This is a genomic window from Streptomyces sp. CC0208, from assembly GCF_003443735.1.
Taxonomy (GTDB): domain Bacteria; phylum Actinomycetota; class Actinomycetes; order Streptomycetales; family Streptomycetaceae; genus Streptomyces; species Streptomyces sviceus.
This window is the reverse complement of record NZ_CP031969.1, coordinates 8,345,112-8,362,557: the sequence shown is the minus strand read 5'-3', so window position 1 is coordinate 8,362,557 and position 17,446 is coordinate 8,345,112. Positions and strand designations below refer to the sequence as shown.

Below are 17,446 nucleotides of genomic sequence, written 5' to 3'. Positions count from 1 at the left end.
GCGGCCACCGAGCCGCCCCGCACCGCTCATACGCTCCCGAACAGCGCGCTGAGCCCCCGCTCGACGGCCTCGTCGAGGTCTTCCCGTCCGGGGCCGACCACCCTGTAGGTCCGCAGCAGGAAGCCGCGCAGGGTGGATGTGGGGAACTGGAGGAGGGCGAGGCCGTACGGCGAGTGGAACTCCACGACCGTGATGTCCCGGCCGCACGGCCAGATGTGCACGTCACCGCCGCCGGCCGGCCCGCGCAACCCCTCTTCCAGCAGGGCACGGGCGAAGGTCCAGGTCACCCCCTGCCCGTCCAGAGAGACCTCGGGCGGGAAGTCGACGCACACCGCCAGCGGGTCGGTGGAGCGGTAGCGCAGGGTGGCGGGGACGGGCAGTTCCTGGTTCTCCGCGGTGATCAGGCGGGCGCGGGCGGGCTGCTCGAAGGTTGTGTCCATGTTCTTAGGAGCACGCGGACCCCCTTTGCATTACGTCCGAACGAGGGGTGAATTATGTGACCCGCATCACACTCGTTCCATCCGGCCGGCCCGTGCCACACTCCTTAGAACACAGGACCCTCGAACACATAAATGAACACCGGGCCGACGACCCCGAGGACCCGCCAAGTCACGTACGCCACCTACGACTTGAGACATCGAACAGGGTAGACGGCAAGCCCGGTACGACCGCTCCGCGAAGACTGTGGCATATGCCAGAAGCACCACCGTGTCGTGTGTTGCCAAATCCCTTACAGCGCGTCGCGGCCTGTGCCACAGTCGTAACGGTCCCTCTCCGTCCCGCCTTGGTCGAACCGTCCCCGCATCGGAGTGCGTCATGCCGTCCCACCTCTCCGCGGACCGCCCCGCCGCCCAGCCGCCAGAACGCGGCTCGGTAGACGCGCTCATCACGCAGACGCGGCGACTCAAGGGCGACGTGGACGCCGTACGACGGGACGCACCCAGCGACGACTCGGACCCCCAGGAGCGCTGGCAGCGCGCGCTCTACGACCTCGCGCTGCACCAACTCAGCGACTTGGACGCGCACTTGGCCCAACTGCGGGACGGCCCGCGGCCCGCGCCCTCGGCAGCCGGGGCGGAGCCGGCCGCGCGAACCGCGCCGCCCGCTCCCCGGCGCGGCTCGCTGCTCAGCCGGGTCGGCAGCGCCGAGTGGAACCTGCTGACGGACGAGGCCAGTTGGTCAGCGGAGCTGTACGAGATCCTGGGCCGCGACCGCACCGCTCCCCCGCTCACCCTCGACGAGCTCCCCTCTCTGGTGCTCGACGAGGACAAGCCGAAGCTGACGGTCATGGTCACGGACTGTCTGGTCGACGCCAAGCGCATCGACGGCGAGTTCCGCGTCGTGCGCCCGGACGGCGAGGTGCGCACCGTCCACATGATGGGCGAGCCCGTGCTCGCCGCCGACGGCAGCACCGCCTCGATGTGGGCCGTGCTGCGCGACGTCAGCGAACTGCGCCGCAGCGAACGGGCGGTGAGCGAGACCCGTGACTCGTTACGGCGCCACCAGCAGCACGCAGAGAGCGAGCACCGGCTCGCGGTCGAACTGCAGGAGGCCGTGCTGCCGCCGTGGCGTGGCTCGCTGCGGCTCCCGCACCAGGGCGCCGAGACCCTGGACCTGGCCGCCCATTATCTGCCGTCGTCGTCGAGCACCATGATCGGCGGCGACTGGTACGACGCACTCGAACTGGCCGACGGGGAAACTCTGTTGAGTGTCGGCGACCTCACCGGTCACGGAGTCGCCGTGGCCTCCGGCATGGCCACCCTCCTGGGCGCCGTGCGCGGCATGGCGATGGCGGGCACCCAGCCCGGCCGGCTGATGGCCCTGCTCAACCAGCTGCTCGACGCCACCGTGCAGCCGGCTCTCGGCAGCGCGGTGTGCTGCCGCTACCGTCCCCGGACCCGCACCCTCGTATGGGCGCAGGCCGGGCACCCCGCCCCGCTGCTGTTCCGGGGCGGGACGGGGCGCCGGCTGCACTCCCCCGACGGCGTGCTCCTCGGCGCGACCTCCCGAGCCGTCTACGCGCAGGCCGAGGAGACCCTCGAAGCGGGCGACCTGCTCCTGCTGCACACCGACGGACTGGTGCCCGGGCGTGACAGCGCGGCTGCCGTGAACCGTCTCCTGGACCTGGCCCCCCGGTTCGAAAGGGCGCGCACCGCGCAGGACTGTGTGCGGATGGTCATGGAGGAGTTCGGTGAGACCGAGCGCGAGGACGACGCCTGCGTGCTCATCGCCAAGGTGACTTCATAACAACCTCATGCCCGTGTGCTGTTGCCACCCCTTCCCTTCGGCTTCGGCAGTGCCAGCCTGATCTCCTCGCGCAGCTCGTTGATCTTCGGGTAGCCGGCGTACTCGGCGGTGAGCCGGTACATCTGACGCAGCCGGTCCCAGGTGCGGTGGGAGGAGTTGGAGCCCATCGAGACCAGCGCCAACCGGGCGTAGCGGTCGGCCTGTTCGGGGTCGTCAGCGATGAAGCAGGCCGAGGCCATCGACAGGAAGTCGAAGATCTTCGACCGCTGACGTCCGTCGATCCGCAGGGCGAGGGCCTTCTCCGCGTAGTGCTGGGCGTGCGCGGCCGCACTCGGATCGTGCTCGGCCAGCGTGCGGTAGGCCAGGGCCTGCATGCCGTAAAGGTCCTCCTCCTTGAAGGTCTGCATCCAGCTCGGTGACGGCACGTCGCTCTTGTCGGAGACGAAGAGGTCCTCCGCCTGTCCGAGGGTGCGGCGCATGGCCTGGCCCTTGCCCATCGAGGCCTGTGCCCAGGCCTCGATGGTGTAGAGCATCGCCTTGGTGCGGGGCAGCACCTCGTCGCCGGAACCGGATCGGGCGAGCTTCATCAGGTCGAGCGCGTCGTCGGGCCGGCCCAGGTGCACCATCTGGCGGGCCGCCCGGGAGAGCGCCTCGCCGGCGCGGGGCCGGTCACCGCCCTCCCGCGCGGCATGCGCGGCGATCACGAAGTACTTCTGGGCGGTGGGTTCGAGGCCGACGTCGTGGGACATCCAGCCCGCGAGGACGGCCAGGTTGGCGGCGACACCCCACAGGCGCCGCTGGAGATGGTCGGGGTGCCGGTAGGCGAGCATGCCGCCCACCTCGTTGAGCTGGCCCACGACCGCCTTGCGCTGGAGGCCGCCGCCGCGGGCCGCGTCCCAGGCCCGGAACACTTCGACGGAGCGCTCCAGCTCCTCGATCTCCTGCGACCCGATGGGGGCGGCCTCGTAACGGTCGAACCCGGCGGGGTCGGCGTGCAGGGGGTCGTCGAACTGGGGGGCATCGGCGGTGAGGGCCGGATCGGTGTGCAGCCAGTCGTGCATGGCGCTGCTGAGCACGGATCCCGCGGTGAGCGCGGCACCCGCACCCACCAAGCCGCGTCGGTTGAGCATGAGGTCCATTCCCGTGAATTCGGTGAGGACCGCAGCGGTTCGGTCGGGCGCCCACGGCATGCCGTCGGGATGTTCCGCGCTCCCGTCGCCCTGCCGTTTTCCCGTACGCCCGTGCCGGGCCAGACCGAGGTCCTCGATGGTCACGACACGGCCGAGACGCTCGGTGAACAGAGCTGCCAGCACCCGCGGCACGGGATCGCGCGGGATCTCTCCCATGTCGATCCAGCGCCGCACCCGGGAGGTGTCGGTCGACAGCTGGGGATGGCCCATGGCCGCCGCCTGCCGGTTGACCAGCCTCGCGAGTTCACCCTTGGACCAGCCGGCCAGGCCGAACAGGTCCGAAAGTCGGGTGTTGGGTTGTCCGCTCACGTCAAGCCCCCAGGTTCTCGGCTGAGTTGACAGTAGCCCCGGGTCAGTTGCTCCGGGACTATTCGCCAGGGTTCGCCAGGGTCCGCCAGATGGTGTGCCACGGGGCATATGCGTTGAGGTAGGAACGCGCCACCCCGACCCGGACCGCACAGGGACATTCCCCAGGGTGCACCCGGTGGTCCGGGCCGGGCGGCGCGCTGCTTCTCCAGGCACAGCAGGCACACGAAGGGATCTGTCTCGCCCATGTACGCAGCATCGTCCTCCGTGTCCGCCCCGCCCCGGTCGCCGCATCTCCGCCCGGGCGGTGGCCCCTACCTCGACCCCGCGCGGCCGACGGCCCCCGTACCGGGTACGGGCAGGGCACGGCGCGTTCCGGGGCTCGGCACCCAACCGCTCAGCGGGAGACTCGACTTGTCCGGCCCCCAGGGCGCCCAGCTGCGCACGGCGATCGCGTCGGTGCACCGGATCTGCCCGGAGTTCGCCCCGGTGCAGGTGCTGCGCCGCAGCGGACGCTCCGTGCTCCTGGTCGGTACGACGGGACGCAGCACGGCCGTCGCCAAGTGTTTACTCGACCACTCCCCCGTCTGGGCCGAGCGGATCCGGCACGAAATAGCCGCCTACCGTTCGTTCGTCCGGCACCGGCCTCCGGTGCGTGTGCCGCGGCTGATCGCGGCGGACCCCGACAACTGCACCCTGGTCATCGAGCGGATGCCCGGACGGGTGGCGGCGCTGCACCGGCATCCGGCGGAGGCTCCGCCTCGCGCGGACATCAGGGCGGCGCTCGGCGCGGTCTGCCGGCTCAACGCCTGGCGTCCCCCGGCGGGCACCTTCGACGCCCCGCTCGACTACGCGGCCCGCATCTCCCGCTACCACGAGCTGGGGCTGCTGACCGACCGGGACATGGGCGACCTCCAGAAGCTGCTGCACGGCATCGCGCACTCCGCGAGCCGGCAGGGCATGGGCCAGTTCTGCCACGGCGACGCACTGCTCTCGAACATCCTGCTCTCACCGGCCGGTCCAGTGCTGGTGGACTGGGAGCACGCGGGCTGGTATCTGCCGGGCTACGACCTGGCGACGCTGTGGTCGGTCCTCGGTGACGCCCCGGTGGCGCGCCGTCAGATCAGCCAGATCGCCCAGTCGGCGGGCCCGGCCTCGCGGGACGCCTTCCTGGTGAACCTGATGCTCGTACTGACCCGCGAGATCCGTACCTATGAGACGGCCGTGCAGCGTTCGATGCACGACTCGACCCCGGCGGCACCGGGCGCTGCCCACCCGGGTGCTGCGCCGTCCGGCGAGGAACAGCGGCTGCTGCTGAGGCGGCTGCACGACGACTGCCAGCTGGCCCGTCGGGCCGTACGCGCGGCGGTCGGCACTCGCTGAGGGGACGGAGGTCCGCGGTGCGCCCTGTGGAGCGGCGTGCCGCGGACCTTCGTATGTCCGCGGCACCTTCGCGGGTGCCGGTCAATGGTGTACGCCACTGACGCCCCGCAGGCCCGCGGGCCTGCGCCACGAAACTCCCGCGGCCCCCCATTGACATGGGAAATCTCCTGCCTCTGGGCATGATTGACGGATCGTCGACAAGCCGGTAGCACTGACGCACGTCCGGCCCCGCTCGGCTCATCGCACTCGATCGTCCCTGGAGGCTGCATTGCGAGGATCCGCCACCGACCCCAACAGAGCCACCCGGCGGGTGGTCGGCACGCTGGCCGGCACCGCCCTGCTGCTGCCCCTGCTCGGCGCGGTCCCGTCCTCGGCCGAGGACTCCTCGGCCGGTCTCCAGCGGGCCTTCGCCACGGCGGCCGCCGAGTACCACGTGCCGCAGAGTGTCCTGCTGGGCGTCTCGTACCTCCAGTCCCGCTGGGACACCCACGCCGGCGTCCCGAGCGTGACCGGGGGCTACGGCCCGATGCACCTGACGGACGCCCGCACCGCGCTCGCCTCGGCGCCGCACCACAGCGAAGGCACGGAGGACGCGCGCGGCGACAGCGCCCGCGTTGCCCTGCTGCCCGACACGAAGGTCCCGGAGCCCGCCGGGCTCCCGGCCCGCCTGGAAACCCTGCCGAAGGCCGCCGAGCTGACCGGCCTGAGCACGCGGGAGCTGCGCACCGACCCCGCGGCGAACGTCGCCGGCGGCGCCGCGCTGCTGGCCGCCGCCCAGCAGGAGCTGGGAGAGCCGCTGAGCCAGGACCCCGCGGACTGGTACGGCGCGGTGGCCCGCTTCTCCGGCGCGGACGACACCGCGACGGCGGCGGCGTACGCGAACGACGTCTTCGACGTGCTGCGCACCGGCGAGGAACGCACCACGGACGCCGGTCAGCAGGTCGCCCTGACCGGTCGGCCGAACCTCGCCCCCGACACCACGCAGCTCGCCCGGACGGGCCTCAGGAAGCTCGGCGCCGGCAACACCGAGTGCCCGAAGACGGTGTCCTGCGAGTGGATCCCGGCGCCGTACGAGGAGTTCGGGGACAACGACTACGGCAACCACGACCTGGGCGACCGTCCGGCGTCGCAGAGCATCAAGTACATCGTCATCCATGACACGGAGGGTTCCTGGGAGGGGGTCCTCAACCTGGTGCAGGACCCCACCTATGTGTCGTGGAACTACACCCTGCGCTCGACCGACGGTCACATCGCCCAGCATGTGAAGGCCAAGGACGTGGCCTGGCACGCGGGCAACTGGTACATCAACGCCAAGTCGATCGGTCTGGAGCACGAGGGCTTCCTGGCCCGTCCGGACGCCTGGTACACGGAGGCGATGTACCGTTCCTCGGCGCGGCTGGTGAAGTACCTCTCCGCGAAGTACGGCATCCCGCTGGACCGGCAGCACATCCTCGGCCACGAGAACGTGCCGGGTCCCACGACCTCGACCGTGGCGGGCATGCACACCGACCCCGGCCCGTACTGGGACTGGCGGCACTACTTCGAGCTGCTGGGCCACCCGTTCCGGGCCACCGCACCCAAGCAGGGCGGCCTGGTGACGATCCGGCCCGACTACGCCACGAACCAGCCGCAGTACACGGGCTGCGTCACCAAGGGCGAGCCCTGCGCGTCCCACGGTTCGAGCGAGGTGCGGCTCTACTCGGCGCCCGACGAGAGCTCCGCCCTCATCACGGACATCGGGCTGGGCGGCAGGGCTCCGACGACCGACGTCAACGACCTGTCGTCGCGGGTCTCCACCGGCCAGCAGTACGCGGTCGCCGGCCGCGACGGCGACTGGACGGCGATCTGGTACCTGGGCCAGAAGGCCTGGTTCAGGAACCCCGCGAGCGACCCGACCGCGGTGAACGCCGCCGGTCTCGTGGTGACGCCGAAGGAGGGTCTCGACAGCGTCCCGGTGTACGGCCGCGCCTACCCCGAGGCCTCCGCCTATCCGACGGGGGTCCCGGCGCAGGCGGTGTCGCCACTGCCGTACAAGGTGCTCAAGGGCCAGACGTACGTGATCGGTGACCGGGTGCCCGGCGAGTACTACTACGCGGTCACCTTCACGACGGACTCGCACAAGGTCGTGGTCGGCAAGGACCTGTACTACGAGATCCAGTACGGCCACCGGGTGGCGTTCGTGCGGGCGGCGGACGTCGATGTGAAGCCCTCGGTGCGGCGGTAGGAGACGTCCGGGAGGGTGCCGGTGCAGTCGTCGGCGCTCGCCCGGCACGACCACGTGCCGACGTCGGCCACGAGCCGCCCGTCCGGGTCCGGGTGGGCGGTGGCCGGCCGTTGCCGTCGCGGCTGAACACCGTCGCCACTCGGCGGTCGCGGCCCGGCCGAAGGTGACCGCGTGAGACGGTTCAGCCCTGCTGGAAGAGCTCCGCCGGCAGGGGCTTGAGGAGGGCGTACAGGTCGTCCGTGATCGGGCGGTCCCAGGCGGCGATGGTCACCAGGACGTTGTCGCTGCGGTCGAACTGGACGCAGGAGATGCGGCTCTCGGAGAGCTTGAGGCGGCGCACGATCAGGAGGTTGTCGCCCTGCATCACCGGCATGTCCTCGGTGTCGGTGACGGTCACCTCCTCGTCGTTCTCCAGCGCGATCAGCAGCTGGGCCACCTCGAAGGGGACCTGGCCCTCGGGGACCTCGCGGGCCGGGGAGCCCTCGGGGAGGTTGCCGATGATCATCGCGGGGCCGCGGCCGCCGAAGAGGTCGTAGCGCAGGAAGACGCCCTGGCAGGTGCCGTCGGGGGCGGGCAGGAGCCCCGCGCCGAGGTTGCCGGGCCAGTCGCCCGGGTCCATGGCCAGTACGTCGAAGTCTGGACCGGCGGGGGTTGCGCTGCGGCGGCGGAGGAACGACATGCGCCCATCGTAATGGGCTCTCACGTGCTCGTGCGGGTACAGGTGCGTGGCTGCTGGTCTCGCTTTCCCGCCGCCCCCTAGGGGCGGTCACTCAGCGTTCGAAGGCCGGTGCTGTCCGTTCCCAGCTTGCGGCAGACGGCCGACAGTAGGCGGGTCACCGTCTGCTCGTCGGCGTCGAGTTCCTTCGCGATCTCCTCGTCCGTGTGTCCCCGCGCCGCCAGGTTCGCCGCCGTACGTTCGCGTGCCGTGAGCGTGTCCGTCTCCGTGCTGTGCAGACGGCGGGGGCGCAGGCCCGCGGCGATCAGTTCGTCGCGGGCGGTCTCGACCAGGCCGTCGGCGCCGCACTGGACGGCGGTGTCGAGGCCCCGGTAGAGGTGGTCCGCGGCCTCCCGGGCGCGGCCCGCGCGACGGAGTTCCGAGCCCAGCGCCACCAGCGCGCAGGCGAGCTCGTAGGCGGCGGGAGAACGTTCCAGATGGGCGACCGACTCCTCCAGGAGCTTCACCCGGGCCGAGCCGGGCGATACCTCGGCGGCCAGCCGGAGTGCCTGGCCCACGGCGGACGGGGCCCCGAACTGCCGGGCTCGGGCCACCGCTTCGAGGGCCGTGGTGACCGCCCGTTCCGGGGCGTCGTGGCTCTCGGCGCGGGCCAGGTGGAGCTGCCAGGGGCACCACGCGGGGTTGCGCATGCCGCGCGGTTCCAGACGGCGGCCGGCGGCGGCCAGTTCGGCGGCCGCGTCCTTGGTCAGGCCGCGGGCCAGCAGCAGCTCGCCGCGCACGGTCTGAGCGTCGGGGAAGACCACGACGGCCGGGTAGGGGGCGCCGAAGGAGTAGTCCTCGGCGATCTGCGCGGCCTCCTCGACCCGGCCGCGGGCCAGCAGGACCTCGATCAGGATGCCCACGGCGTACCAGTGGGCCGGGGTGCCCGGACCGACACGCTCGGCCAGCCGCAGCCCGGCGCGGACGAAGTCCTCGGCCTCGGCGAGGCGGCCGCGGCGGAAGCGGACGTAGGCGAGGAGGGTGTAGGCGAAGGAGAGGTGGGCGCCGCGCCAGCCCTGGCGCTCGAAGTCGGCGATCCCGGCGGCGAAGAGCTCCTCGGTGCGGCCGGGCCGGTCGGCGTAGGTGAAGGCGAGGGCGACGAGGACGGGCACCTCGAAGCCGCAGTCGGGATCGGCCCAGCCGAGGCCGCCGGCGAGGGCACGCTCGGCATGGCGGAGGGCGATGTGGGCGGGTTCGCCGCGCAGGACGGCGTCCCAGGCGCGCAGGCCGATGATGTACCGCTCGGTCAGATCGCGGCCGGTGAGCCGGTCGGCGAGCCGAGCCATGCGGCGGGAGCGGGAGGGGTGGTCGGGTTCGTCGGCGCGGAAGGCGTCCCACATGAACTGTTCGGCGACCATGCGCAGCTTGACGCGGGCGTCGCCGGTGACCTCGATCTCGCGGGCGAGGGTGTCGGAGGCCTCGGCGAGGCGGTCGCTGTGGGCGAGGACCTGGGAGAGCCGGTAGACGATGCGGTGCCGCAGAGCGGAGTCGGCGATGGGCTCTTCGAGGGCGGCGCGCAGGTGGTTGACCGTGGTGGCCGGTTCGGTGAGCAGGGAGGCGCTGCCCAGTTCGTACAGAACGGCGGCGCGGTCCTCGAAGGGCGGGGGTTCGCGCAGGGCGCGGGCGAGATAGCTGCGGGCCGCGTCGGGGGCGCCGGAGCGCAGGGTCTCGGCCGCGGCGGCGCGCAGTTGCTGCACGACCCAGGGGTCGCCGTCGGGGTGGGTCTCCAGGAGGTGGCGGGCAGCGGCGGCGGGTCCCCGTCCGTCGTCGACGACGCACCAGGCGGCCTGACCGTGCAGCGCGACGCGGAAGCCTGGCGGGATGGCCCGGTAGACGGCGGTGGCGATGAGCGGGTGGACGAACTCCAGGGATTCGACACCGGTGAGGATGCGGGCGCCGCGCAGGTCGTCGGCCGCGTCGGCGGCCTCCTCGTGGCCCAGTCCTGCGACGGCCGCGGCGAGGTGGGGATGGATCTCGGTGCCGAGGACCGCGCAGGCCCAGGCGAAGCGGACGGTCGAGGCGCCGAGGCGTTCGAGGCGGGCGACCAGGCCGCTGCCCTTGACGGCGGCGGCGAGGTCGCGGAGCAGGTGGGCGGCGTCCTCGGTGGGGGCGACCCCGCGGTCGTGCACCTTGGCGGTCAGTTCGACCGTCTCGAAGGGGTTGCCCGCGGTGACGGCCCAGCACTCCCGGCAGAACGCGTCGTCGGCGTGCGCGCCGAGCGTCTCCCGTACCAGCCGGGCGACGGCGACGGCACTGAGCGGTTCCAGGTCGAGCGGACGTCCGCCGGCCCGGCCGGGCAGTGCCCTGAACGACTCGGCGTGCTCGGGGAGTTCGTCGGGCCGGTAGGCGACGACGACCAGCATCGGGAGTTCCTCGGCCCGGGGTGCGAACGCGGACAGCCAGCCCAGGGACTCGGGGTCGGCCCAGTGGGCGTCGTCGAGCACCAGCACCATCGGGGCGCGCAGGACGGCGAGATGGGTGAGGACCCAGTCGAGTCCGTCGCGCAGGCCCTGCGGATCGGGCGGCGCTCCGTCGGTCGGGGCGCACAGGCCGAGTGCGGGGCCGACGATGTCGTACCAACTGCCCAGCTGGGCACGGAGATCGGCTTCGCCCGCGCCGGCGAACTGGGGCTGGAGGAGTTGCCGGGCGACATGGAAGGCGACGCGCTGCTCCTGGTCGCCGCCGCGGGCGGCCAGGACGGTGCAGCCCCGCGCGGCGGCGCGGCGGCGGACCTCGGCGAGCAGGGTGGTCTTGCCGATGCCGGGGCGTCCGGCGACGGCGAGCAACGCTCCGCGGGGGCGCCCGTGCGGTTCGGCACCGTCCGGACGCAACCCGGTGAGCTCACCCAACGCCTCGTCGACGGTGGCGAGTTCACTCTCCCGCTCCAGGAGAGTCCTTCTGCTCCGAACACCGCGCTGCATCATGGCGCACCCCCCGTCACGGCGGCACACCCGCGCGGGGAGCGAGCGCACACCGTGACCTACAGGCACCTCAGCGTACGCCTCGGGGGTGCCGGGCGGGCCTGTCTCGGCCTACTCCGTGCCTGGCTGGAGGACCTGTTCGTACGACGTCACACGCTTCGACGTCACGGTCTCCCGCCCTGCTTGTGACGCTCATGATGCCGTGCGACCCGGGCGCGGTTTCCGCAGGAGGGCTTGCACCACTCCTGCCGCGGATGATCCTTCAGGAAGTACCGCACGCAGCGCGGGGCGGGGCAGGCCCGCAGCCGTCGCCGGTCGGCTCCGGAGACGAACGCGATCGCGGCCTGCGCGAGCACGGCCGTGAGGTCGGTCCCCCGCGGCGACGGCTGCCGGTGCACGACGGGTTCGGTGTCGTCGGTCCAGTGCAGCACGGGGACGGTCGGGGTGCGGGCGGCGGCCGCGTTGAGGCGGGCGACGGCCTCGGGCACCGGCACGAGGCGTGTCGCGTCGGCGGGGCTGGGCGCGCCGGGGCGCACGGCGCGGGCGAACAGGGCGCGGACGGCGGCCCGCAGGTCACGCACCGCGGCCAGGGTCGTCTCGTCGACACTGAGCTCCGAGGCGTCCGGCAGTGTCTCGGCGTGCTCCCGGACCCAGGCGGTGAGACCGGCGAGGTCGCTCAGGTCGTCGGCGACGCCCCCGTGTCCGTCGTGCCGGATGGTGAGGGCCAGGTCGAGGGCGAGACGGCTGTCCGTGTGGGTCGTGTCCTGCATGGGGCTAATGGTAGGTGTCGGCGCATCCGTTAGCGCACGTCCGTCGCACAGCAGGCTGATCAACCGGCCGGGGCCTGGCGGGGCCTCAGTCCTCCGGGAGGTCCTGGGGCTCCACCGGGCCGGGCGGGACCACCGCCACCGGGCTCGCCGCGTGCAGCAGGACCGCCTGGGTGACGGACCCCAGGATGCGGGCCGGCGCCAGCAGGCGGCGCCGGTGCCGGCCGACGACGACCAGGTCGGCGCCCTTGGAAGCCGCGACCAGATGCCCGGCCGCGTCGCCCGCAGGCACGTACGGCTCGGCCACCACCCCGGGGTGACGGGCGCCGTGCGGGGCCAGGAAGCCCTCGGCGAGGGCGCGGGTCTCGTTCGCGACCGCGTCCTGGTCGATCATCGTGGGGCCCAGCTCGGCCGGTACCGCCCAGCTCTGCAGGGGCCACTGGTAGGCGGCGACCACCTGGAGGCGGGCGCCGCGCAGGCCGGCCTCGGTGAAGGCGAAGTCGAGGGTGGCGTCGTCGGGGCTGTCGACGTGCAGGCCGACGACCACGCGCGGGCCGGGTCCGGCAGGCGCCTCGCCGTCGACCTCGCGCCCGGGGCGGGGCACCACGACCACGGGGCACTCGGCGTCACGGGCGGCGGCCATGCCGTTGGAGCCGAGCAGCAGACTGGCGAAACCGCCCCGGCCCCGGGAGCCGAGCACCAGGAGCTGGGCAGTGGAGCCCAGTTCGGGCAGCACGGCACCGGGCGCGCCCTCGACACCGAGGTACTCCGTCCGCGGCCGGTCGGACCGGTCCTCCAGATACGTCCGTACCCGGTCGAGGACCGGATCGTCGTCCGCGTCGGGGGCACCGGCGACGAGGACGTCGGGCTGGGCCCAGACGGCGTACTGCCGTACGTGCACCACGCGCAGCGGTGCCTCACGCCGACGGGCCGCGTCGAGCGCCCAGTCCAGGGCGCGCAGGCTGTCGTCCGAACCGTCCACCGCGGCGATCACCGGCAGGGTGCTCATGTGTTCCTCACTTCCGGAAACGACCCTCCCCTTCCTGGGGTCAGCCTCGCTCAGGCGTCGGCCCCGGGAAGGTGCTCAAGGTCGCGTGTCCGGAAAAACGGAAGGAACACCGCCGGCTCGGCCCGTCGGGTTCACGCCCCCTCGTGCTCACCCTCAGGTGAGGTCGAACTCTCCTTCCCGCGCCCCGGACACGAACGCGCCCCACTCCGCGGGGGTGAAGATCAAGGAAGGGCTCTCCGGGCGGCCGCTGTTGCGCATCGCGATGAACCCCTCAACGAAGGCGATCTGGACATCCCCCAGGCCGCGGCTGCTGGAGTGCCAGTCGGCGTTGCTCAGGTCCAGCTCCGGCTTCTCCCAGCCCATGAGCGGCTGCTGCTGGATGGTGGTCTCGGCCACGTCCGTGCTCCTCCCGATTGCGTCGTCCGCGGCCAGCCTAGCGATCGACCCCGACCGCGGACAGGCCACGTGAGGGGGACCTTTCCGGAGGCGTTTCACGCATCAGGGGGCTCAGACCCCACGAGCCACATGGAGAAGAACTGGGATCCGCCGCCATAGGCGTGCCCCAGCACCCTGCGGGCGCCCTCCACCTGGTGTTCCCCGGCCTGTCCCCGGGCCTGGAGGGCGGCCTCGGCGAAGCGGATCATGCCGGAGGCGCCGATCGGATTGGTGGACAGCACCCCGCCCGACATGTTGACGGGGAGGTCCCCGTCCAGCTCGGTGACCCCGGCCTCGGTGAGCTTCCAGCCCTCGCCCTCGTCGGCGAAGCCGAGGTTCTCCAGCCACATGGGCTCGTACCAGGAGAACGGCACGTACATCTCGACGGCGTCGATGTCCCGGCGCGGGTCGGCGATCCCCGCCTGCCGGTACACGTCGGCCGCGCAGTCCTTGCCGGCCTGCGGCGACACGGCGTCCTTGCCCGCGAACAGCGTGGGCTCACTGCGCATGGCGCCGCCCAGCATCCAGGCCGGGGGCCTCGGTGCTCGGGCCGCGCCCGCCCGGTCGGTGAGCACCATCGCGCAGGCGCCGTCGGAGGACGGGCAGGTCTCCGAGTAGCGGATGGGGTCCCAGAGCATGGGCGAGGCCTGGACCTTCTCCAGGGTGATGTCGTGCTCGTGCAGATGCGCGTACGGGTTCTTGAGCGCGTTGCGGCGGTCCTTGTACGCCACCAGGGAGCCGACCGTGTCGGGCGCGCCGGTGCGCCGCATGTACGCGCGCACGTGCGGAGCGAAGAAGCCGCCGGCCCCGGCCAGCAGGGGCTGCTGGAAGGGGATCGGCAGGGACAGGCCCCACATGGCGTTGGACTCGGACTGCTTCTCGAAGGCGAGGGTGAGGACGGTGGAGTGCACCCGGGCCGCCACCAGGTTCGCGGCGACGAGCGCCGTGGAGCCGCCGACGCTGCCCGCCGTGTGCACCCGCAGCATCGGCTTGCCCACCGCGCCGAGGGCGTCCGCCAGGTACAGCTCCGGCATCATGACGCCCTCGAAGAAGTCGGGCGCCTTGCCGATCACCACGGCGTCGACGTCGGCCCAGGTCAACTCGGCGTCGTCGAGCGCCCGCACGGCCGCCTCGCGGACGAGCCCGGCGATCGACACGTCCCGGCGGGCCGCGACGTGCTTGGTCTGGCCGATGCCTACGACGGCTACGGGCTCCTTGCTCATCGGGGATCCCCTTCGAGTACGGCGACCAGGTTCTGCTGGAGACAGGGCCCGGAGGTGGCGTGGGCGAGGGCCCGGTCGGACTCCCCCCGGTGGATCCGGGCGGCGGCCTCACCGATACGTGCGAGTCCGGCGGCCATCATCGGGTTGGCGGCGAGTGCGCCCCCTGAGGGGTTGACCCGCGTGCTGTCGTCGAGCCGGAGTGCCTTGCGCAGGACGACCTCCTGCGAGCTGAACGGTGCGTGCAACTCGGCGGTGTCCACGGGCCGTTCGAAGACGCCGGCCCGCTCGGCGGCCAGGCGGGTGGAGGGTGAGTCGGTGAGATCGCGGACACCGAGCGAGTGCGCCTCGATGCGGTGGTCGATCCCGCGGATCCACGCGGGGCGTTCGCACAGTGCCCTGGCCCGCTCCCCCGCCGCGAGGACCACCGCGGCGGCCCCGTCACCGATGGGCGGGCAGTCCCCGGTGCGGAGCGGTCGTACGAGGTAATCCCCCTGCGGTACGGGGCCCTTGAGCTGCGCGCGCGGGTTGTCGGTGCTGCGGCTGCGGGCGCCGATCGCCGCCAGCTCGCGCTCGTCCGTGTCACCCGCGTCGATGAGCGCCTGGGCCTGGAGGGCGGCCAGCGCGACGGAGTCGGGCCACAGCGGGGCGACGTAGTACGGGTCGAGCTGCCGGGTGAGCACGTCCCGGAGGGAGCCGGGCGAGGACTTGCCGTAGGAGTACACCAGCGCGGTGTCGGCGTCCCCGGACAGCAGCTTGGTCCACGCCTCGTACAGCGCCCACGCCCCGTCCGTCTCGACGTGCGACTCGGATATGGGCGGCCAGGCGCCCACGCCGTCGAGGGCGAGGGTGAAGGAGAAGGCGCGCCCGGCGAGGTAGTCGCAGGAACCGGAGCAGGTGAAGCCGATGTCGGCGGTCTTCAGGCCGGTCTGGGCGAGGACGTCGTGCAGGACCGGCATGAGCATCTCCACCTCGGACACTTCCTCGGTGGAGCGCAGGGTGTCGGACTGGGCGAAGGCGACGACCGCGATGTCACGGGTCACAGCAGCTCCTTGTAGGTGTCGTACTCCGCGTCGGGTTCACCGGTGGGCCGGTAGTGGTCCGGGTAACGGCCGCCCTCGGTCCACACCGGTTCGACCCTGAGGCCCATGCGCACCTGGTCGTACGGGATGCCGCCGATCCGGCCGTGCAGCGCGAGGTCGGCGCCGTCCAGGGCGATGTGGGCGTAGACGTACGGCACTTCGATGTCGAGGTTCTTCGCCTTGATGTTGACGATGCAGAAGGTCGTGACCGTGCCGCTCGGGCCCACTTCCACCTGTTCCGCCGTGGCGACACCGCAGGTGGGACAGGCACCCCTCGGTGGCACGTAGACCTTGCGGCAGGACGGGCAGCGCTCGCCGACGGCCCGGCGTTCGGCGAGGGCGTTGATGTAGGCGGTCTGGGCGCGGCCCGGCGAGTAGGTGTAGTCGAGGCGGGCCTGGGCGACGATGCCGTGGACCGGGTCCTCGAACTCGCCCGCGTGGACGGCGACTTCGGAGTCGTCCCCGTCGTACGGCTCGAAGCAGGCGATGTCGGTGATGGCGCCGGTGCGTTCCTCGGCCCACCGGACGCGGACGCGCATGCCGGTGCGGACGGCGTCGGGGCCGGGGGCGTCGAGCGCGTGCAGGAGTGCGGTGTCGGCACCGTCGAGCTTCACCAGGACCCAGGCGAACGGCCTGTCCAGCGGCTGGCCGCGGCGCGGTGCGTGGTTCCAGGCCCAGGTGGTCACGGTGCCGGTGACGCCGACAGCGACGAGGTCGCGGATCTCCTCGGCGGTGACGGGGTCGTACTCGACGGGCGGAACCAGGGTGCGCCCGTCGCGGGTCTTGACCCCGAGGATCACGCGTTCACGAAGACCGGTCAGGAAGGCGCTCTGGACGGGGCCGAGGGAGCGGGTGAAGGGGAATTCGACGACCAGGGGGGCCTTGAGCACGTCGGGCATAGGGGCGTGCCTCCTTAGGAGGTCGGTGCGGTGGGTGCGCCCTCAGGGGCGCGGGGCGGTGACATCTGCGGCTCCGCCGCGTGGGCGCGACCAGCCACAGACGGCCCGCAGCTTCCAACCGGCGCGGCGCTACATGCGCTTGTAGTCGGGTGACCGTTTCTCCGCGAAAGCCCGGGCCCCCTCCTTCGCGTCGGCCGTGTCGAAGATCGGCCAGCCGCGCTTCAGTTCGGCGGCGAGCCCGTCGGTCTCCGTCATCTCCGCCGTCTCGTACACCGAGGCCTTGACCGCCTCGACCGCCAACGGACCGCAGCCGTTGACCAGTTCGGCGATCTCCAGGGCCTTGTCGAGGGCGGTGCCGTCCGGGACGACATGCCCGACGAGGCCGATGTCGGCGGCCTCGCGTGCGGTGTACGGGCGTCCGGTGAGCAGCATCTCCAGCGCGTGGGTGCGCGGGATCTGGCGTTGCAGCCGGACCGTGGAGCCGCCGATCGGGAACAGGCCGCGCTTCACCTCGAAGAGGCCGAAGGTCGCGGATTCGCCGGCGACCCGGATGTCGGTGCCCTGGAGCATCTCGGTGCCGCCCGCCACGCAGTACCCCTCGACGGCCGCGATCACCGGTTTGCGGGGGCGGTAATGGCGCAGCATCGCCTTCCAGTGCAGGTCGGGGTCGGCGGTCAGCCGGTCCCGGTACCGCTCGCCGCCGGTGCCCTTGCCGGCGAGGGCCTTGAGGTCCATGCCGGCGCAGAACGAGTCGCCCGCGCCGGTGAAGACCACCGAGCGGATCGAGTCGTCCGCGTCCGCCTCCACCCAGCCGTCGTAGAGGCCGACCAGCATCGGCAACGAGAGCGCGTTCTTCGCCTCCGGCCTGTTGAGCGTGAGCACCAGTGTGGCGCCCTCGCGCTGGATGTCGAGGTGTTCCGTGCCACCCATCGACCGTCTCCCCTCTGCCGGAACGAGAACAGGTTGCAGGAGGCGCCGATGCACTTCAAGGGTTTTCTGACAGACAGTCAGATTTCTTCGCGTGAACCCTTCACAGTCACGCCGCCCT

General features: G+C 72.2%; 14 protein-coding genes. 3 read left to right on the top strand and 11 right to left on the bottom strand.

Translation table 11 applies throughout. From position 1 onward, the window contains the following. Positions 1–26: 26 nt before the first annotated feature. A complete protein-coding gene (locus D1369_RS38350) occupies positions 27–440 on the bottom strand; it encodes an SsgA family sporulation/cell division regulator (protein WP_118082927.1) in 414 nt (137 codons plus the stop codon). 376 nt (positions 441–816) lie between these two features. On the opposite strand from D1369_RS38350, the gene D1369_RS38345 reads away from it, so the two are divergent. After that, on the top strand, positions 817–2,247 hold the full coding sequence (locus D1369_RS38345) for a PP2C family protein-serine/threonine phosphatase (RefSeq protein WP_007379854.1): 1,431 nt from the start codon (positions 817–819) through the stop codon (positions 2,245–2,247). 5 nt (positions 2,248–2,252) lie between these two features. Here the strand turns inward: D1369_RS38345 and D1369_RS38340 are convergent, their stop codons facing one another. Beyond that, on the bottom strand, positions 2,253–3,746 hold the full coding sequence (locus D1369_RS38340; protein ID WP_007379855.1) for a hypothetical protein: 1,494 nt from the start codon (positions 3,744–3,746) through the stop codon (positions 2,253–2,255). Positions 3,747–3,989: 243 nt separating this feature from the next. Here D1369_RS38340 and D1369_RS38335 point away from each other — a divergent pair, with 243 nt between their 5' ends. Then, complete coding sequence (locus tag D1369_RS38335) at positions 3,990–5,126, top strand: aminoglycoside phosphotransferase family protein (RefSeq protein ID WP_007379856.1); 1,137 nt, start codon at positions 3,990–3,992, stop codon at positions 5,124–5,126. A gap of 268 nt (positions 5,127–5,394) precedes the next feature. Continuing rightward, the gene (locus D1369_RS38330) at positions 5,395–7,350 is read left to right on the top strand and encodes a peptidoglycan recognition family protein (RefSeq protein WP_118082925.1); all 1,956 of its coding nucleotides are present in this window, start codon (positions 5,395–5,397) and stop codon (positions 7,348–7,350) included. Between the two features lie 181 nt (positions 7,351–7,531). Here D1369_RS38330 and D1369_RS38325 read toward each other — a convergent pair whose 3' ends face one another. The 9 genes from D1369_RS38325 to D1369_RS38285 all read right to left on the bottom strand — a co-directional run bounded on the left by D1369_RS38325 (position 7,532) and on the right by D1369_RS38285 (position 17,328). After that, complete coding sequence (locus D1369_RS38325; protein ID WP_007379858.1) at positions 7,532–8,029, bottom strand: hypothetical protein; 498 nt, start codon at positions 8,027–8,029, stop codon at positions 7,532–7,534. A gap of 77 nt (positions 8,030–8,106) precedes the next feature. After that, on the bottom strand, positions 8,107–10,989 hold the full coding sequence (locus D1369_RS38320) for an AAA family ATPase (RefSeq protein WP_118082923.1): 2,883 nt from the start codon (positions 10,987–10,989) through the stop codon (positions 8,107–8,109). Positions 10,990–11,150: 161 nt separating this feature from the next. Next, positions 11,151–11,756: an ABATE domain-containing protein gene (locus tag D1369_RS38315; protein ID WP_007379861.1), complete on the bottom strand. Its 606-nt coding sequence runs from the start codon at positions 11,754–11,756 to the stop codon at positions 11,151–11,153. Between the two features lie 85 nt (positions 11,757–11,841). Further along, positions 11,842–12,762: a universal stress protein gene (locus D1369_RS38310; protein WP_118082921.1), complete on the bottom strand. Its 921-nt coding sequence runs from the start codon at positions 12,760–12,762 to the stop codon at positions 11,842–11,844. Positions 12,763–12,915: 153 nt separating this feature from the next. Next, the gene (locus tag D1369_RS38305) at positions 12,916–13,158 is read right to left on the bottom strand and encodes a DUF397 domain-containing protein (RefSeq protein ID WP_007379863.1); all 243 of its coding nucleotides are present in this window, start codon (positions 13,156–13,158) and stop codon (positions 12,916–12,918) included. Between the two features lie 95 nt (positions 13,159–13,253). Further along, positions 13,254–14,420 carry a thiolase domain-containing protein gene (locus tag D1369_RS38300; protein ID WP_118082919.1) on the bottom strand — a complete coding sequence of 389 codons (1,167 nt, stop codon included), beginning with the start codon at positions 14,418–14,420 and terminating at the stop codon, positions 13,254–13,256. Continuing rightward, positions 14,417–15,460: a thiolase domain-containing protein gene (locus D1369_RS38295; RefSeq protein ID WP_007379865.1), complete on the bottom strand. Its 1,044-nt coding sequence runs from the start codon at positions 15,458–15,460 to the stop codon at positions 14,417–14,419. The genes D1369_RS38300 and D1369_RS38295 overlap by 4 nt, the downstream gene beginning before the upstream one ends. Beyond that, positions 15,457–16,398, bottom strand: a complete 942-nt coding sequence (locus tag D1369_RS38290; RefSeq protein WP_037898880.1) for an OB-fold nucleic acid binding domain-containing protein — start codon at positions 16,396–16,398, stop codon at positions 15,457–15,459. Before D1369_RS38290 ends, D1369_RS38295 begins: the two co-directional genes overlap by 4 nt. Positions 16,399–16,527: 129 nt before the next feature. Continuing rightward, a complete protein-coding gene (locus D1369_RS38285) occupies positions 16,528–17,328 on the bottom strand; it encodes a crotonase/enoyl-CoA hydratase family protein (protein ID WP_007379867.1) in 801 nt (266 codons plus the stop codon). Between the last annotated feature and the right edge of the window lie 118 nt (positions 17,329–17,446).